The sequence below is a fragment of the Undibacterium sp. JH2W genome (assembly GCF_049340425.1).
In the GTDB taxonomy this organism is placed as follows: Bacteria; Pseudomonadota; Gammaproteobacteria; order Burkholderiales; family Burkholderiaceae_D; genus Undibacterium.
Map to the genome: position 1 here is coordinate 380,184 of NZ_JBMPOT010000004.1, position 14,339 is coordinate 394,522.

Annotated in this window: 15 protein-coding genes; 8 read left to right on the forward strand and 7 right to left on the reverse strand. The window is 50.2% G+C overall.

What is annotated here, in order from left to right:
• Positions 1-22: 22 nt before the first annotated feature.
• From ACO0LC_RS08035 to ACO0LC_RS08050, 4 genes are all read left to right on the forward strand, one after another.
• Positions 23-2,431: a TIM-barrel domain-containing protein gene (locus ACO0LC_RS08035; RefSeq protein WP_423002118.1), complete on the forward strand. Its 2,409-nt coding sequence runs from the start codon at positions 23-25 to the stop codon at positions 2,429-2,431.
• Positions 2,432-2,545: 114 nt separating this feature from the next.
• Positions 2,546-4,435, forward strand: a complete 1,890-nt coding sequence (locus ACO0LC_RS08040) for a glucokinase (protein ID WP_423002119.1) — start codon at positions 2,546-2,548, stop codon at positions 4,433-4,435.
• Positions 4,436-4,519: 84 nt separating this feature from the next.
• Positions 4,520-5,626, forward strand: coding sequence for a helix-turn-helix domain-containing protein (locus tag ACO0LC_RS08045; protein WP_423002120.1), 1,107 nt, complete (start codon positions 4,520-4,522; stop codon positions 5,624-5,626).
• A gap of 116 nt (positions 5,627-5,742) precedes the next feature.
• Positions 5,743-6,807, forward strand: coding sequence for an alpha/beta hydrolase family protein (locus ACO0LC_RS08050; RefSeq protein ID WP_423002121.1), 1,065 nt, complete (start codon positions 5,743-5,745; stop codon positions 6,805-6,807).
• A gap of 24 nt (positions 6,808-6,831) precedes the next feature.
• On the opposite strand, the gene ACO0LC_RS08055 is transcribed toward ACO0LC_RS08050, so the two are convergent.
• The 4 genes from ACO0LC_RS08055 to ACO0LC_RS08070 all read right to left on the reverse strand — a co-directional run bounded on the left by ACO0LC_RS08055 (position 6,832) and on the right by ACO0LC_RS08070 (position 8,998).
• Complete coding sequence (locus ACO0LC_RS08055; RefSeq protein ID WP_423002122.1) at positions 6,832-7,215, reverse strand: hypothetical protein; 384 nt, start codon at positions 7,213-7,215, stop codon at positions 6,832-6,834.
• Positions 7,216-7,279: 64 nt separating this feature from the next.
• The gene (locus ACO0LC_RS08060; RefSeq protein ID WP_423002123.1) at positions 7,280-7,855 is read right to left on the reverse strand and encodes a putative 2OG-Fe(II) oxygenase; all 576 of its coding nucleotides are present in this window, start codon (positions 7,853-7,855) and stop codon (positions 7,280-7,282) included.
• 91 nt (positions 7,856-7,946) lie between these two features.
• On the reverse strand, positions 7,947-8,225 hold the full coding sequence (locus tag ACO0LC_RS08065) for a GNAT family N-acetyltransferase (protein WP_423002124.1): 279 nt from the start codon (positions 8,223-8,225) through the stop codon (positions 7,947-7,949).
• On the reverse strand, positions 8,222-8,998 hold the full coding sequence (locus tag ACO0LC_RS08070; protein ID WP_423002125.1) for a sulfite exporter TauE/SafE family protein: 777 nt from the start codon (positions 8,996-8,998) through the stop codon (positions 8,222-8,224). The genes ACO0LC_RS08065 and ACO0LC_RS08070 overlap by 4 nt, the downstream gene beginning before the upstream one ends.
• A 110-nt stretch (positions 8,999-9,108) precedes the next feature.
• On the opposite strand from ACO0LC_RS08070, the gene ACO0LC_RS08075 reads away from it, so the two are divergent.
• From ACO0LC_RS08075 to ACO0LC_RS08090, 4 genes are all read left to right on the forward strand, one after another.
• Positions 9,109-10,002 carry a LysR substrate-binding domain-containing protein gene (locus ACO0LC_RS08075; protein WP_423002126.1) on the forward strand — a complete coding sequence of 298 codons (894 nt, stop codon included), beginning with the start codon at positions 9,109-9,111 and terminating at the stop codon, positions 10,000-10,002.
• Positions 10,003-10,087: 85 nt separating this feature from the next.
• The gene (locus tag ACO0LC_RS08080; protein WP_423002127.1) at positions 10,088-10,942 is read left to right on the forward strand and encodes a DUF6348 family protein; all 855 of its coding nucleotides are present in this window, start codon (positions 10,088-10,090) and stop codon (positions 10,940-10,942) included.
• Between the two features lie 104 nt (positions 10,943-11,046).
• Positions 11,047-11,883 (forward strand): branched-chain amino acid aminotransferase, encoded by an 837-nt coding sequence (locus tag ACO0LC_RS08085; RefSeq protein WP_423002128.1) that lies wholly within the window; start codon positions 11,047-11,049, stop codon positions 11,881-11,883.
• A gap of 17 nt (positions 11,884-11,900) precedes the next feature.
• A complete protein-coding gene (locus tag ACO0LC_RS08090) occupies positions 11,901-12,290 on the forward strand; it encodes a VOC family protein (RefSeq protein WP_423002147.1) in 390 nt (129 codons plus the stop codon).
• Positions 12,291-12,385: 95 nt separating this feature from the next.
• Here ACO0LC_RS08090 and ACO0LC_RS08095 read toward each other — a convergent pair whose 3' ends face one another.
• The 3 genes from ACO0LC_RS08095 to ACO0LC_RS08105 form a co-directional block, all read right to left on the reverse strand.
• Entirely contained in the window at positions 12,386-12,814 is a 429-nt protein-coding gene (locus ACO0LC_RS08095) for an ExbD/TolR family protein (RefSeq protein ID WP_423002129.1), read from the reverse strand.
• Between the two features lie 236 nt (positions 12,815-13,050).
• On the reverse strand, positions 13,051-13,485 hold the full coding sequence (locus ACO0LC_RS08100) for an ExbD/TolR family protein (RefSeq protein WP_423002130.1): 435 nt from the start codon (positions 13,483-13,485) through the stop codon (positions 13,051-13,053).
• Between the two features lie 192 nt (positions 13,486-13,677).
• Positions 13,678-14,337 (reverse strand): MotA/TolQ/ExbB proton channel family protein, encoded by a 660-nt coding sequence (locus ACO0LC_RS08105; protein ID WP_423002131.1) that lies wholly within the window; start codon positions 14,335-14,337, stop codon positions 13,678-13,680.
• Positions 14,338-14,339 lie beyond the last annotated feature (2 nt).

Consider the following 14,339-nt stretch of genomic DNA (forward strand, 5'->3'; position numbering starts at 1 on the left):
CACAAAAAATAATTAGAGACACATGAAAAAAACATCCATAGTCAAACTGAATATCTTTGCTGTTGCAGTCTTGTCACTGGCGACTACCGTACATGCACAAAATTCTGCACGCACTATCGTGTCGGTCAGCAAACAGGTCGATCATCTGGAAATCAAGGTCAATGATGGTTACTATATCCTGAAGCCGTATAGCGACAAGATCATGGAAACCAGTTTTATTCCTGCTGCTGAGAAATTCAATCCAGCTTCGCATGCAGTCGTCTTGTCGCCTGCCCGCGTCAAGACCAGCTTCAGAGAAACGGCAAACAACATACAGTATGTTGCAGGCGACATCAGTGTCAGTATCAGCAAATCACCGCTGCAAATTGCCTATGCCTACAAGGGCAAGCCCTTGTTGTCAGAAAAAAATGGCTTTAGCAAAACCAAAGATGCAGAAGTGCTGGACTTTAATCTGGATGCAGATGAAGCCTTGTATGGTGGCGGCGCCCGCGCGCTGGGTATGAACCGCCGTGGCAATCGCCTGCCTTTGTATAACAAAGCACACTATGGCTATGAAGAACGTTCAGAACAAATGAATTTTTCCATGCCGCTGGTATTTTCATCAAAGATGTATGGTCTGCATTTTGATAATGCTGCGATAGGCCAGCTTGATCTGGACAGCAAGAGAAACAATGTGCTCGCGTATGAAACCATCAGCGGACGCAAAACTTACCAGGTCATCGCTGGTGACAGTTGGGCAGACATCGTCAGTAACTACACCAGCCTGACCGGACGCCAGCCTTTGCCACCGCGCTGGACTTTTGGTAATTTCGCCAGCCGCTTTGGTTATCATAATGAAGCAGAAGCGCGCAGCATACTGGATAAATTCCGCGCAGAAAAAATCCCCGTCGATGCCATCATCTTTGATCTTTACTGGTTTGGCAAAGACATCAAGGGCACCATGGGTAATCTGGAATTTGATCAAGACAGCTTTCCCAATCCCAAGGGCATGATTACCGACTTTGCCCAGCAAGGTATCAAGACTATCTTGATTACCGAGCCTTTCATTCTAACGACTTCAAAAAAATGGCAAGAGGCTGTTGATAAAAATATTCTGGCAACTGACAAGCAGGGCAAGCCTTTTACCTATGATTTTTATTTTGGAAATACCGGCCTCATCGATATCTTCAATCCCCCAGCGCAAGACTGGTTCTGGAGTATCTATAAAGACTTGAAAAATATGGGTGTGGCTGGTTGGTGGGGTGATCTCGGTGAGCCGGAAGTCCATCCACCTGCCTTGCAGCACAAGACTGGCAGTGCTGATGAATTGCATAACATCTATGGTCATCAATGGGCCAGACTGATTGCTGATGGCTACAAGAAAGACTACCCCAATCAGCGACCTTTCATCCTCATGCGCTCTGGTTATTCAGGTTCGCAAAGACTGGGTATGATACCGTGGTCAGGTGATGTCAATCGCACCTGGGGGGGCTTGCGTGCCCAGCCTGAGATAGCTTTGCAGATGGGCATGCAGGGCATGGCCTATATGCATTCTGACCTTGGCGGTTTTGCCGGTGCCAATCTGGATGATGAGTTGTACACGCGATGGTTGCAGTATGGTGTGTTCCAGCCCGTATTTCGTCCGCATGCGCAGGAAGAGGTAGCATCTGAACCGGTCTTGCGCGAGGTTAAGACCAAAGCCCTGGCCAAGACAGCGATAGAATTGCGTTACCGCATGCTGCCTTATAACTACACGTTGGCATTTGAGAATAACCAGCACGGCCTGCCTTTCATGCGCCCACTGTTTTATGCTGAACCACAGAACCAGAAGCTGCAAACTGTGGCTGACACTTATCTATGGGGTGATAATTTCCTGGTGCATCCTGTCATGAAAGCAGGGGAAAGAGAAGCCAGCGTGTATTTCCCTGCTGGCAGCACCTGGTTTGATTTTTATACTGGTCAGCAGCATCAAGGTGGTGCGACTGACACGATAAGCGTGGAGCAAGATCATATTCCGGTATTTGTGCGTGCCGGTGCCTTTATTCCCATGAGCCCGCTGGTGCAGAATACCCACGACTATTCAGCAAAAAAACTGGAACTGCATTACTACCATGATGCTGCGGTCAACAAGTCGGCTGGCAAGCTGTATGACGATGATGGCGAGGCTGCAAATGCCTATGAGAAGGGGGCTTATACCCTCATGCATTTCAATAGCCATGCGCATGCTGCGCAATTGAAAATCAGTCTGCAGGCTGAGCTTGGCTCACTTGCGAAGGCTGTGGACAGGGACATTGCCCTGCATATACACAATATCGCCAGCAAACCAGTATCAGTAAGCTTGCAAGGCAAAGCGACACCATTCAACTGGGATGAAGCCAATAAGCAGCTGAATATCAATATTCAATGGCTGAAAAACAGTAGGGCAGAGCTATCAATAAAGTTGGGTAAATGATATTGTCATGCCCGTACAGGGATATTGACCATGAAATTGCAGATGTTTGTGGTAAATTGCAAGATTGTATTCTCTGTAAGAAAATAGGCAGCAAACCGTATATATGAAAACAGCATGACGACAGAACACGCACTTGTAGAACATGGTAACGCGGCCGGTTTTTCTGGCGGTCCGCGTTTGTTGGCAGATATAGGCGCAACCCATGCGCGCTTTACACTTGAGTCTTCGCCAGGTGTGTTTGAATCCGTCAAGGTATTGAAGTGTGATGAATACACCGACATCATCGCCTTGTTGCGCGCCTATTTGTCTTCAGTACCTGGCAGTAAAGTCCATCATGCTGCGTTTGCACTTGCCAACCCTATCGACGGTGATCAGGTCAGGATGACCAATCGTGACTGGGCATTTTCCATAGAAGATGTGCGTCGTGAATTTGGTTTGTACACGCTGCTGATCGTCAATGACTTTACCGCCCTGGCCATGTCACTGCCGGGTCTGCAAGCCAAGGACCTGATGCAGGTTGGTGGCGGCACGCCTGTGGCAAAGTCTGTGATTGGTGTGCTGGGACCTGGCACCGGTTTGGGTGTGTCCGGTCTGATCCCGACCTCTGATGGTTTCGTTACCCTGGGCAGTGAAGGCGGTCACGTCAATTTTGCGCCAGTGGATGAACGTGAATACGCCATCCTGCAATTCGCCTGGAAAGAATGGCCGCATGTTTCTACCGAGCGCCTGATTTCCGGCCCCGGCATGGAATTGATTTATCGCGCCCTGGCAGACAGGAATAATAAAAAAGTCCCAGCCTTGCCAGCGCAAGACATCATGCGTGGTGCCCTCGCTGATAATGATACTGAGGTCGATGCGCTTTGCCTGGAAACCCTGGAATGCTTTTGCGGCATGCTGGGCAGTTTCAGTGCCAACCTGGCGGTGACCCTGGGTGCTTTTGGTGGTATCTATATTGGCGGTGGCATCGTGCCGTTGATGGGCGATTATTTCGCCACTTCAGCCTTCCGCACACGCTTTGAAGCCAAGGGACGCTTCAGCAGTTATCTGGCACAAATCCCTACCTTTGTGATTACCACGCCCAATCCGGCGTTTTATGGTGTGTCCGCGATTTTGTCTGAGCACTTGCGTGGTCGCAGTGGTGACAGTTCACTCATGGACCGCATACAGCAAATCCAGGCTGAGCTGACACCGGCAGAGCGCCGGGTCGCTGCCCTGGTACTGGAAAACCCGCGCACGGTATTGAATGAGGCCATTGCAGAGATAGCCCGCCTGGCCGATGTCAGCCAGCCTACCGTCATCCGCTTTTGCCGTTCGTTGGGCTTCCTGGGCCTGGCTGATTTCAAACTCAAGTTTGCCAGCAGCCTGACCGGCACTATCCCCGTGCGGCATAGTCAGGTACGCATGAGTGACAGCACGCATGACCTGAGTGCCAAGGTGATTGATAACACTGTCTCGGCGATTTTGAATTTCCGTGACCAGCTGGATGTACGCTCGCTCGATCAGGCAATCGCCCTGTTGCGCAAGGCGAACAAGGTCGAATTTTATGCCATGGGTAATTCACGTGCAGTGGCACTGGATGGTCAGCATAAATTCTTCCGCTTCCGTATTCCTACTGCCTCGTATGGCGATGCGCATTTATTCTCCATGGCAGCAGAATTGCTGAACCCTGGTGATGTAGTCATCGTCGTCTCCAATTCCGGTAAATTGCCAGAATTGCTGAAGGCGGTGGATGCTGCCCGCCTGGCCGGGGCAGATGTGATCGCAATTACACCCAATCAATCTCCACTGGCGAAGAAGGCCACGGTTTGCCTGGCAGTCAATCATACCGAAGACAATGCGACCTTCCTTTCCATGATTTCTCGTATCCTGCAATTATTGCTCATCGATATCATTGCGGTAGGCTTGTCTGTCGATGCACCTGAAACCGAGGGGCAGGGCGATGACATCAAGCGCAAGGAATTATCGCGTTTCAGCAATTTACTGATTTCGCATCTGGATAGTTGATTACGTCTTAATCTAGTCAATGCAGCTTGCCTGAGCAGTCTGCCTGCTGTTATTGTTTTGCCTTTCATCTTTGGATGGACAGGCATGTCAGCTTTTTTTGATCCCTTGGTCTTGCTCGATGCGGGCTTGCGTGGCACGCTACTGGCCCTGCTTTTGCTGTTGTCTGCCATCTTGGCTCGTGACCGCTCACAATTACTGGTGGTGCGTGCTGGTATCGCGCTTTGCCTGGGACTGGCGGTGCAGGTGCTCAGTGCCACCCCCTGGATAGAAGCCATGGTGCCACGTTTATGGCAAGCACCCCTGGTTGCCATTTCTGTGGCAAATGCCGTATTGTTTTTAGTGTTTGTGCAGGCCTTGTTTGATGATGATTATCTGTTGCAGCCCTGGCAGGTGCTGGCCTGGTTTGCTGTTGCTGCCTTGAGTGCGCTGAATTGTGCAGTGATAGCGGGTAGTGCCTCCATCATTGCGCCGCTGACGATGGGCGTGCAGCGTGCCATACCGCTTATATTTGCTATTCTGGCCGCACTGGCAGCCGCCAGAAACTGGCGTACTGACCTGGTTGAACAACGCCGGCGCCTGCGTGCTTTCATCGTGATTGCCGGGAGCATCTATACCGTCTTGTTGCTGATTGCCCGCCTGAGTTCACCGCAGGGTAGGCTCATAGGCGGTACTGCCATGGCCGATGTGCTTGTTTTGTTATTGATTATCGCCATCGTGACTTTCCGGATGTTAAAGCTGGGACACCTGGATTTATTTCCGCTTCCTGTAGCGACGCTGCAAAAGCACGCCATTTCACCAACTAATCCCGTACCTGTTGTGGCCACTGGGGCAGAGCTTGTGGAAGATAAACTGGTAACGGCATTGCAAAAACTCATGCAGGGTGAGCATTTATACCGCAGCGAAGACCTGACGCTGGCCAGCCTGGCTCACAAAATGCAAATTCCTGAATACCGTCTGCGCAAGCTGATCAACCAGCAACTTGGCTATCGCAACTTCAATGCCTATATCAATGCCTTCCGTCTGGATGAAGCGCGCGCTGCCTTGTCTGATCCTGCCCAAAGGGATTCGCCTGTCCTTAGCATTGCGCTGACTTCCGGTTTTCAGTCCATAGGCCCCTTCAATCGCGCCTTCAAGGCCGCGACAGGGCTCACGCCCACCGAGTACCGTAAACAAAATATGGCCGATTCCTGAAATCGGCTAGCCGAAATCTGCAATTTGCAGCTTGTGGCAAGACATCATTCGATTTTTTTAGCATAGTCAGTTTCAGCCGGGGTAGCAGCTCCGGCACTACACTGACAGGAGCCTGAATGATGAAAGCCATGTATACGCATCGTATTAAACAATTACTGAACTGGTCCGGCTATTTGCTGCTGGGCCTGCTATTTTTTACAAGCGGTATGGCAAGAGCATCCGTTGGTTTTGAAGAAATTGCACCGACTGCAAATGATGGCACGATTACCCTGTATTACCCCAGTAATGCACCGGAGCAAGCCATGCACCGCGGTCCCTTCCATTTCAAGCTGGCAGTTCAGGCTGAGCCGGTACGTGGCAATGCTCATCTGATCATCATTTCTCACGGTTCTGGCGGTTCGCCCTGGGTACATGCTGACCTGGCACGTAGCATGGTGGAAGCCGGGTTTATCGTTGCCATACCTGAACACCATGCCGACAACTACAAGGATGATAGCGATCCTGGGCCAGATAGCTGGACTTTGCGTCCTGCCGAAGTATCACGGGCGATAGATGCAGTTGGCCGTGATCCACGTTTTTCTCCTTTGCTGACATTGGATAAGGTAGGCATATATGGCATGTCGGCGGGTGGCCATACCGCACTCAGCATGGCGGGTGGACGCTGGTCACCGGCTACGTACAAGCAGCATTGTGAAGAAGACCTGGTGGATGATTTTCAATCCTGTGTGGGCTTGATTACCCGCTTGAAGGGAAACATGTTTGATGGCTTGAAAAAATGGCTGGCTTTAATGGTCATCCGCCATCGCTTCAGCGATACCACCATGCGCGAGCATCATGATCCTCGCGTGGCCGCCGTGGTGGCTGGCGTACCCACTGCTGCTGATTTTGATATGGCATCCCTGCAAAATCCACCTATGCCACTGGGCCTGGTGACGGCAGGGCAAGATCATTGGCTGATACCGCGTTTTCATAGTGATAAAGTACTGGCAGCCTGCCGTACTTGCGAGCTGGTCGCACATCTGCCTGAAGCTGGTCATGGAGCCTTATTGTCACCCTTGCCACCGAACCTCAGCGGCCTGGAGGGCGATATGCTGAATGACCCTGTCAATTTTGATCGTTCCCAGATGGCAGGAGTGGACAAGAAAATTACGGCTTTCTTTGAAAAGCATTTATTGCATTGACGTTTAGCATTCTGGATGGCAGGCTTATTTCGACAATGTATCCACATATTCTTTCACTGCTTGCACACCCTCCGGTGTATCTGTCATGGATCGCAGCAGCAGGCTCATATACCGGCATTCATCTGAAGTTGAAGCTTGTTTTTCGTCATTGCTTTCAGATGCGACTTCATTTTTATAATTGCTGACTGCCGTCGCATAATGCGGGGACGCAGTCAGCAGCAACTGCAATTTGGGATAAGCGGATTTGAAACGCTGAAGTTCAGTCTTGTATTCCTGGGCGGCGGCAGGGGCAGCGCGGGCGCATCTGTCTTGATAGATGACAGTCAGCTCATACAGACGTGAGACTACCTTTGCCTGTGCAGCTGAATTATGCTCAGGGGCATTGGCCGCGTTTGAGAGATTGATCATGATTGCTGAAGTTAAGATGAAAATTATTCGTGAGAGCATGAGAATTTGTGTTCGTAGTGAATACTTATTTATTGAGTAAATAATTGAAACTAAAAGATACCCTGTCAGTATCTGTCAAGTTAGGCCCCACTCTATGGAATACATCTGATCTGAACAAGACCAACTTGCCAACTTCAGGTGCGATGACATAGTTTTCAAACTGTTTGTATTGCATATCACAAGGGAAGATGGCAAGTTCACCATCATGTTGATTGGTGTTAAAGTAATAGGCGCCGCTGATGGATACACCTTCTACATTTCTTTCGTGATTATGCCTTTCCTGGTAACCAAATTTCTTGGTGATATTGATCCAGCTTTGTGTGTACTGGTGATTGATTTTCCAATCCTGGTCGCGCCTGGTCATATGGACAAACTGCAGCACGCTGTCTTCTATGAATTTTCTTAAATGATGTAATTCAGCGCGGGCGAAGATGTTTTTTTCTTGGTCGAAAGAACTCAGTACATTGTCACCCCATGAGCGGCTGAGCAGGCGATTCAAGTCTTCCTTGCGGCGCAAGACTTCTTCATTGATGACATCAATAGTGTCGTCGCTTGCCCTGGATATGCCAACCAGGGTGGGGAAGAGGACTTCGATATTCATTACGTGCGCCGCCAACAAAAAAAGTGATGTGCATGATCTTAGATGATTTCTTTGTTGGCGTGGGCTTGAAACATTTATTTTCCAAAGAAACTTAATGCACCATGCCTTGCTTGCAAATTATTTCCAACTCAGGATATTCGACATGTAATTGCGCAAGCATGGCCTTGGCTATGCCAAGCTCGCGATAGCTGGGTTTGACGTATAAAACTTCAATACAGATTTTTCCACCAAGGATGCTGCAATCCAGTGCCCCTACATGCTGTTGGTCGAGAAAGGCTGAGAGCAAGACATGCTGGCAATTCGTCTGTTCATCTTGTTTGCAGATGCGTAGCGCGGCTTGCACGGCGTCGCAGGAATTGATATTAGTCATGACTTGATTGCTCCCCATAGATAGTGAACGCCCAAAGCCAGCAGGCTGATGAAAAAATAACGTCTGAACAACGCCGGCTGCATTTTGTCGCGTATGACTTGTCCCAATTGCATGCCAGCCAAGGCAGGTAGCAGGGCCAGTATGGAATCACCGGCAATATTCCCTTGCAAAGTACCGCTGCCGTACAGATTGATGCCCAAGGCCAGTGTGGATGCCGTGAAAGACAAGCCCATGGCCTGTACCAGTTTGTCCTTGTCGAGATTCAGGGCTTGCAGGTAAGGAACTGAGGGCAAGACAAATACGCCGGTAGAGGCGGTGACTATGCCTGTCGCAATCCCGATGACAGGGGCGAGCCTGCGCTCGGCCTGAGTCGACACTTGCCAATGTACCGAGGCCAAGCCCATGACGCCATATAGCAGCAAGGCCACGCCCAGGCCTGCACCTGACCAGACCGGATCGAGCTTGCTGAATAAGAGCCCGGAGACAAAAGTGCCGAGGCAGATACCCAGTAGCATAGGAGTCAGTCGGCGTAATAAGGGCAGCAGTCTGGTACCGCTGGCGAGTTGCCAGATATTCGTTAAAAGCGAAGGTAAAAACAACAGGGCTGCGGCTTGCATGGTCGTCATCGACAGGCTCAGTAAAGCGATAGCCACGGTAGGCAAGCCCAGACCTATAATACCTTTTACCATTCCTGCGAGTAGAAAGATGAAGGTTATCGCTAGCCACTGAGTGCTGTTGCCATGAGGAGTAAATAGGGTAGTCAGCGTTTCCATATAGACAGTTTGCCATTACCAGCAAAAACTGAAAATGTGGAATATACTCAGACAGGCTTCGTATTTTACGTAGTCTAAATCTGGAACTAATTCCAATAAACAATCTTTTCATGCGCTTTGATCTGGTCGATTTGCAGTTGTTTGTCCACGTAGTGGAGGCGGGCAGTATCACTGCCGGAGCTGACCGTTCTCACCTGGCGCTGGCGTCGGCCAGTGCTCGTCTGCGCGGCATGGAAGATTTACTCGGTGTGCCCTTGCTGTTGCGGCAAAGACGCGGTGTGGAAGTGACAGATGCTGGCCGCACCTTGCTGCATCATGCCCGCATGCTAATGCAGCAAATGGAAAGAATGCGCGGCGACCTTGGTGACTATGCCAAAGGTCTCAAGGGTCATATACGGATGTTGTGCAATACCTCGGCCCTGACTGAATTCCTGCCCCAGGCTTTGGCCATTTATATGCAGGAACATCCGCACATCAATATAGAAGTGGAAGAAAGGCTGAGTAATGATATCGTGCAAGCCATCATCGCCGAGCAGGCTGATATCGGCATCATTGCTGATACGGTAGACAGTGCAGACCTGCAAACTTTTTCCTTTCGCCAGGATCAACTGGTGCTGGTGACCGCTACCCAGCATCCTTTGCTGGCCATGGTCGCCATCAATGGCAATCTGGCATTTGCCGATACCCTGACCTATGATTTCGTCGGACTGGCGGGTGACAGCGCCCTGCAGCAATACCTGAATGAACATGCGCTAAGACTAGGGCAACGCTTGCATTACCGACTGCGTTTGCGCAGCTTTGATGGCATTTGTCGCATGGTGGAAAGCGGCGCTGGCATTGCCATCATTCCTGAAACTGCGGCCTTGCGTTATGAGCAATTGATGAAGATACACAGGTTGTATCTGACAGATACCTGGGCAGTCAGAAATTTGCTGATCTGTGTACGGCAATATGATGAATTACCAACTTATGCGCGTGAACTCATCAATGCCATCAAGGCTTGAAACTTTTGCACACACTACAAATAGCTTGCTCTCCCGGTCTTCTTGTTACAATGCAGGTCTGTTCTCATCTCCACATTCAGTTTCCATGTCCGTTACTACCTCACTAGGCAATGCTTTTAAAAGTCTCAAAGCTAAATTTGCATCCAGCCCCACGACACTTGCGACACCAGTGTTTGCCAATCTGAATATAGATGCAGCTTTAACGCTGGCCTTGTTTGAGGTCTTGACGGCAGAAGCAATCAAACTGAAATGGCAAGACAACTACCTGGCCCTGGAAGATGGTTTGTTACTGGCAGTTGAACGGGTGGAAACGGTCACGCTTGCTGAAGATAAATTTCGCACCTGCACGCGCATCTATGTCAGCCATGCAGAGTACTTCCCGCAAGGTTTGAGTGAGTACCAGCATGCCATGGGCGCGACTGAATCAGAAGCGGTACTCGAGGGTTTGCGTACCTGGGTGAAGATGGATTTACTGGTTTTGCAGGATGCTGTCCGCGAGCAGCCTTTGAATTGCACAGTCATAGAAATGAACACCAGTGCTGAAGCCGCGGAAAGCACTAGTTTTCGTCAGGTGATACTTGGGCCAGTCGCCCATCTGGTCAGTCAGCCTGCACCCAGGAAAAAAGAAGATCATCCATTTTGCCCTTGCTGTTTGTTTACAGAAAGCATGCCGGCTTTTCATGATCTGTTGCAGACCAGTGACTTCATAGGCATACGCCTGTTTGCATCGCGCGATAATGAAGACAAGCTGGCCGCTGATTGTCGTGTCAATGGCGAAGATTTTATCCCTGCAGTTGAATACCTGAAGCAATATGCAGAAAAATGGCCGCAGCGCGGACTGGAATTTCGTAAACAATATGTGGTGGTCCGGACCAGCAAGCACAGCGTCAACCAGGAGCAACTGGTGCAACTGGCGCAGACCAGACCGACTGAGTTTTGATGCAGCTTTGCTTGCTGCAATGTTGAATGTGATACATTAGAAATGATCATTCGCGACGCATCGCCAATTTACTATCAATGTACTATCAATGAGTGAGGAATATTATGTATCGTAGCTACTTCAAGGGACAATGGAGTGAAGGTAATACGCCACTGTTTGGCGCCATGGATAATGCAGTCTGGCTGGGTTCCTCGGTATTCGATGGTGCACGTTCCATACGTGGCCTGACACCGGACCTGCGCCTGCATCTGGCCCGCGTCATACAGTCGGCCCAGCGCCTGGGTTTGCAATGTCCTTACAATGTCGATGAACTGGAAGCATTGTGCCGCGAAGGCATAGCCCTGTTCCCGGCTGACGCTGAACTGTATATACGCCCGCTGGTGTTTGGTACTGACGGTTTGCTGATCCCTGAACCATCAACGACAGGCTTTGCGCTGACTTTGTTTGATGCGCCCATGCCAGCATTTATCGGTTTCTCTGCCTGCCTGTCCAGCCTGCGTCGTCCTGACCCTTCCATGGCACCGACAGATGCCAAGGCATCCTGTTTGTATCCAAATTCTACCAGGGCTTTGCGTGAAGCTAAAGAACGTGGTTTTGACAATGGTGTGGTCTGCGATGTGCATGGCAATGTGGCTGAATTCGCCACTGCCAATCTCTTCTTTGTGACGGCAGATGATGAGATCGTCACACCCGTGGCAAATGGCAGTTTCTTGTCCGGCATTACGCGTGCACGCGTGATTGGTTTGCTTAAGGAAGATGGCAAGCAAGTGTCTGAGCGCACTGTGAAACCAGAAGAATTGCTGGCAGCCAAAGAAATTTTCAATACAGGCAATTTTGCCAAGGTCACACCTTGCACCAGATATGAAAGCCGCGAATTGCCTATAGGCGTAGTAGCGACGCGTGCACGTGATTTGTATTTGCAATTCATGCAAAACACCTGAGCCTGAATACCAGGATGATGCTGAAGCGGATTCTTCATGTAGCAATCATTTGCTCTGATTATCAGGTGTCCAAGGATTTCTACATCCGGCTTTTGGGTTTGCGCGTCATTGCTGAAACCTATAGGGCAGAACGATCTTCCTACAAGCTGGATCTGGCCCTGCCGGATGGTTCGCAAATTGAATTGTTTTCATTCCCTGACGCGCCATCACGGGTATCTCGACCCGAAGCCCAGGGCTTGCGCCATCTGGCATTTGAAGTTGATGACGTGTCAGCCTGCAAAGCGGTGCTGGAAGCCCAGGGGCTGGCAGTGGAAGATGTCAGGATGGATGAATTGACGCGGCGACGCTTTGTCTTTTTTGCTGACCCTGATGGTTTGCCACTGGAATTGTATGAGGCGATGACTTGATTGATGCGATGTCACTGATTTAGAACTATCACGTAATAAAAAAGCCGGGAAAGCATGCTTTCCCGGCTTTTTTATTCATGATGAAATGATCTGCTCTATTTCAAGAACTGCTCATTACCGACCATGCCAATCTTGGTGACACCAAGGCGCTGCGCCGCTGCCATGACGGCTGCCACAGATTTGTAAGGTACAACAGCGACAGGACGCAGATGCACTTCAGGCTGATCTTTCTGTGAAGCGGCTTCGGTCAGCTTGGCTTCGAGTTCAGCGCTGTTGACGGTCGTGCCATTCCAGGCCACGGTACCATCAAAGTCCACATCAATATCGACTACCACAGGTGGTGTCGGTGGTGGTGGCGATGGACCTGTTGGCAAGTTCAGATTCACAGCATGATTCTGAATTGGAATGGTGATGATCAACATGATGATCAACACCAGCATGACGTCAATCAAAGGCGTCATGTTCATTTCTATCATCACTTCCGGATCGGCTGAACCACCGCCGGAACCCATTTGCATACCCATAAATTGCTTCCTTCACGAATTATTTACCTGCAAAACCAAAAATCTTCACCACAGAGACACGGAGTCACAGAGGAAAACCACAGAGAAAACCTTTTTAATACATGCTGCGCGTAATGGCCAGATGAGGATCAGGTGAGACGATCTGCGATCAACTTTTCCTCTTGCCCTTCTCTATGTCTCTGTGCCTCTGTGTTGAGAGGTCTTGCTTTGAGGTGCGCACAGCGCACCCTACAGTCTTAGTTCCGCGGTGGCGGTTCAATCACGAAGCCAACCTTGGCGATACCGGCACGTTGTGCCGTCAGGATGGTTTTGCCAACAAACTCGTAACGGGCATTCTGATCGCCACGGATATGCAATTCCGGTTGCGGGATCTTGACTGCTTCTAACGCAAGCTTGTCAAACAGGGCATCCTGACCGCCCAGCGGTTTCATGCTGCCGTTCCAGTACAAATCACCATCCTTGTTGATCGACAGGGTGATGTTTTCTGGTTTGGTTTTGTAAATCTGATTGTGTTCTGCCGGCAGCTTGAGCTTGACCGTATCCGTAATCACCGGGGTGGTGATGAGGAAGATGATCAGCAAGACCAGCATGACGTCTACCAGCGGGGTGGTGTTGATGGTGCTATTGACTTCGTCTTCGCCATCACCATCATTGCCAATTGCCATTGCCATAATGTGTTCTCTTTCAGATTTCACGAAGACCCTTTAGACCACTCAACACAGAGGCACTGAGACACAGAGAAAGGCAGGAGAAAGCTTGTTTGCAATTACTTGCAAGGTCATCCCAGATTTTCTCTGTGTTTTCCTCTGTGTCTCTGTGCCTCGGTGGTTAAGGATCTTCGGGTTTTAATCAGTTATTGCTAATTACTTCTTGGCAGCTGTTTTGCCCATATTGCCGGACAGGACAACAGAGTGCAGGTCAGCGGAGAAAGCACGTACGTCTTCCATGGCGCTCTTGTTGCGGCGGACCAGGAAGTTGTAACCCAGAACAGCAGGAACAGCCACAGCCAGACCAATCGCAGTCATGATCAGCGCTTCACCCACTGGGCCCGCTACTTTGTCGATCGATGCCTGACCGGACATACCGATGGCTGTCAGCGCATGGTAGATACCCCATACTGTACCGAACAAACCAACGAACGGTGCTGTGGAACCAACAGTGGCCAGGAAGGCCAGACCGTCTTGCAGGCGGCTTTGTACTTTGTCAACAGCACGCTGGATGGACATGGATACCCAGGTATTCAAGTCGATTTGTTCCAGCAGAGCGCCTTCATGGTGTTCTGTGGCTTTGATGCCAGAGTCAGCGATGAAGCGGAATGGGCTGCCTTCTTTCAGGGAAGCTGCACCAGCTTGTACGGAAGCCGCTTTCCAGAATTTGGAGCGTGCATCAGAAGCCTGTCCAGACAGTTTGACCTGGTCGATAATTTTGGTGATGAGGATGTACCAGCTACCCATGGACATGATGACCATGATGATGAGTGTGCCTTTGGCAACGAAGTCACCTGTTTTCCAGAGGGCGTCCAGAC

What these genes read in the sequence shown, in the direction of transcription:
- ACO0LC_RS08035 (WP_423002118.1), top strand. Translation starts at nt 23, where the DNA reads ATGAAAAAAACATCCATAGTCAAACTGAATATCTTTGCTGTTGCAGTC.
- ACO0LC_RS08095 (WP_423002129.1), bottom strand. Translation starts at nt 12,814, where the DNA reads ATGGGTATGCAAATGGGTTCCGGCGGTGGTTCAGCCGATCCGGAAGTG.
- ACO0LC_RS08080 (WP_423002127.1), top strand. Translation starts at nt 10,088, where the DNA reads ATGTCCGTTACTACCTCACTAGGCAATGCTTTTAAAAGTCTCAAAGCT.
- ACO0LC_RS08050 (WP_423002121.1), top strand. Translation starts at nt 5,743, where the DNA reads ATGATGAAAGCCATGTATACGCATCGTATTAAACAATTACTGAACTGG.
- ACO0LC_RS08045 (WP_423002120.1), top strand. Translation starts at nt 4,520, where the DNA reads ATGTCAGCTTTTTTTGATCCCTTGGTCTTGCTCGATGCGGGCTTGCGT.
- ACO0LC_RS08070 (WP_423002125.1), bottom strand. Translation starts at nt 8,998, where the DNA reads ATGGAAACGCTGACTACCCTATTTACTCCTCATGGCAACAGCACTCAG.
- ACO0LC_RS08065 (WP_423002124.1), bottom strand. Translation starts at nt 8,225, where the DNA reads ATGACTAATATCAATTCCTGCGACGCCGTGCAAGCCGCGCTACGCATC.
- ACO0LC_RS08085 (WP_423002128.1), top strand. Translation starts at nt 11,047, where the DNA reads ATGTATCGTAGCTACTTCAAGGGACAATGGAGTGAAGGTAATACGCCA.
- ACO0LC_RS08100 (WP_423002130.1), bottom strand. Translation starts at nt 13,485, where the DNA reads ATGGCAATGGCAATTGGCAATGATGGTGATGGCGAAGACGAAGTCAAT.
- ACO0LC_RS08090 (WP_423002147.1), top strand. Translation starts at nt 11,901, where the DNA reads ATGCTGAAGCGGATTCTTCATGTAGCAATCATTTGCTCTGATTATCAG.
- ACO0LC_RS08055 (WP_423002122.1), bottom strand. Translation starts at nt 7,215, where the DNA reads ATGATCAATCTCTCAAACGCGGCCAATGCCCCTGAGCATAATTCAGCT.
- ACO0LC_RS08075 (WP_423002126.1), top strand. Translation starts at nt 9,109, where the DNA reads ATGCGCTTTGATCTGGTCGATTTGCAGTTGTTTGTCCACGTAGTGGAG.
- ACO0LC_RS08060 (WP_423002123.1), bottom strand. Translation starts at nt 7,855, where the DNA reads ATGAATATCGAAGTCCTCTTCCCCACCCTGGTTGGCATATCCAGGGCA.
- ACO0LC_RS08040 (WP_423002119.1), top strand. Translation starts at nt 2,546, where the DNA reads ATGACGACAGAACACGCACTTGTAGAACATGGTAACGCGGCCGGTTTT.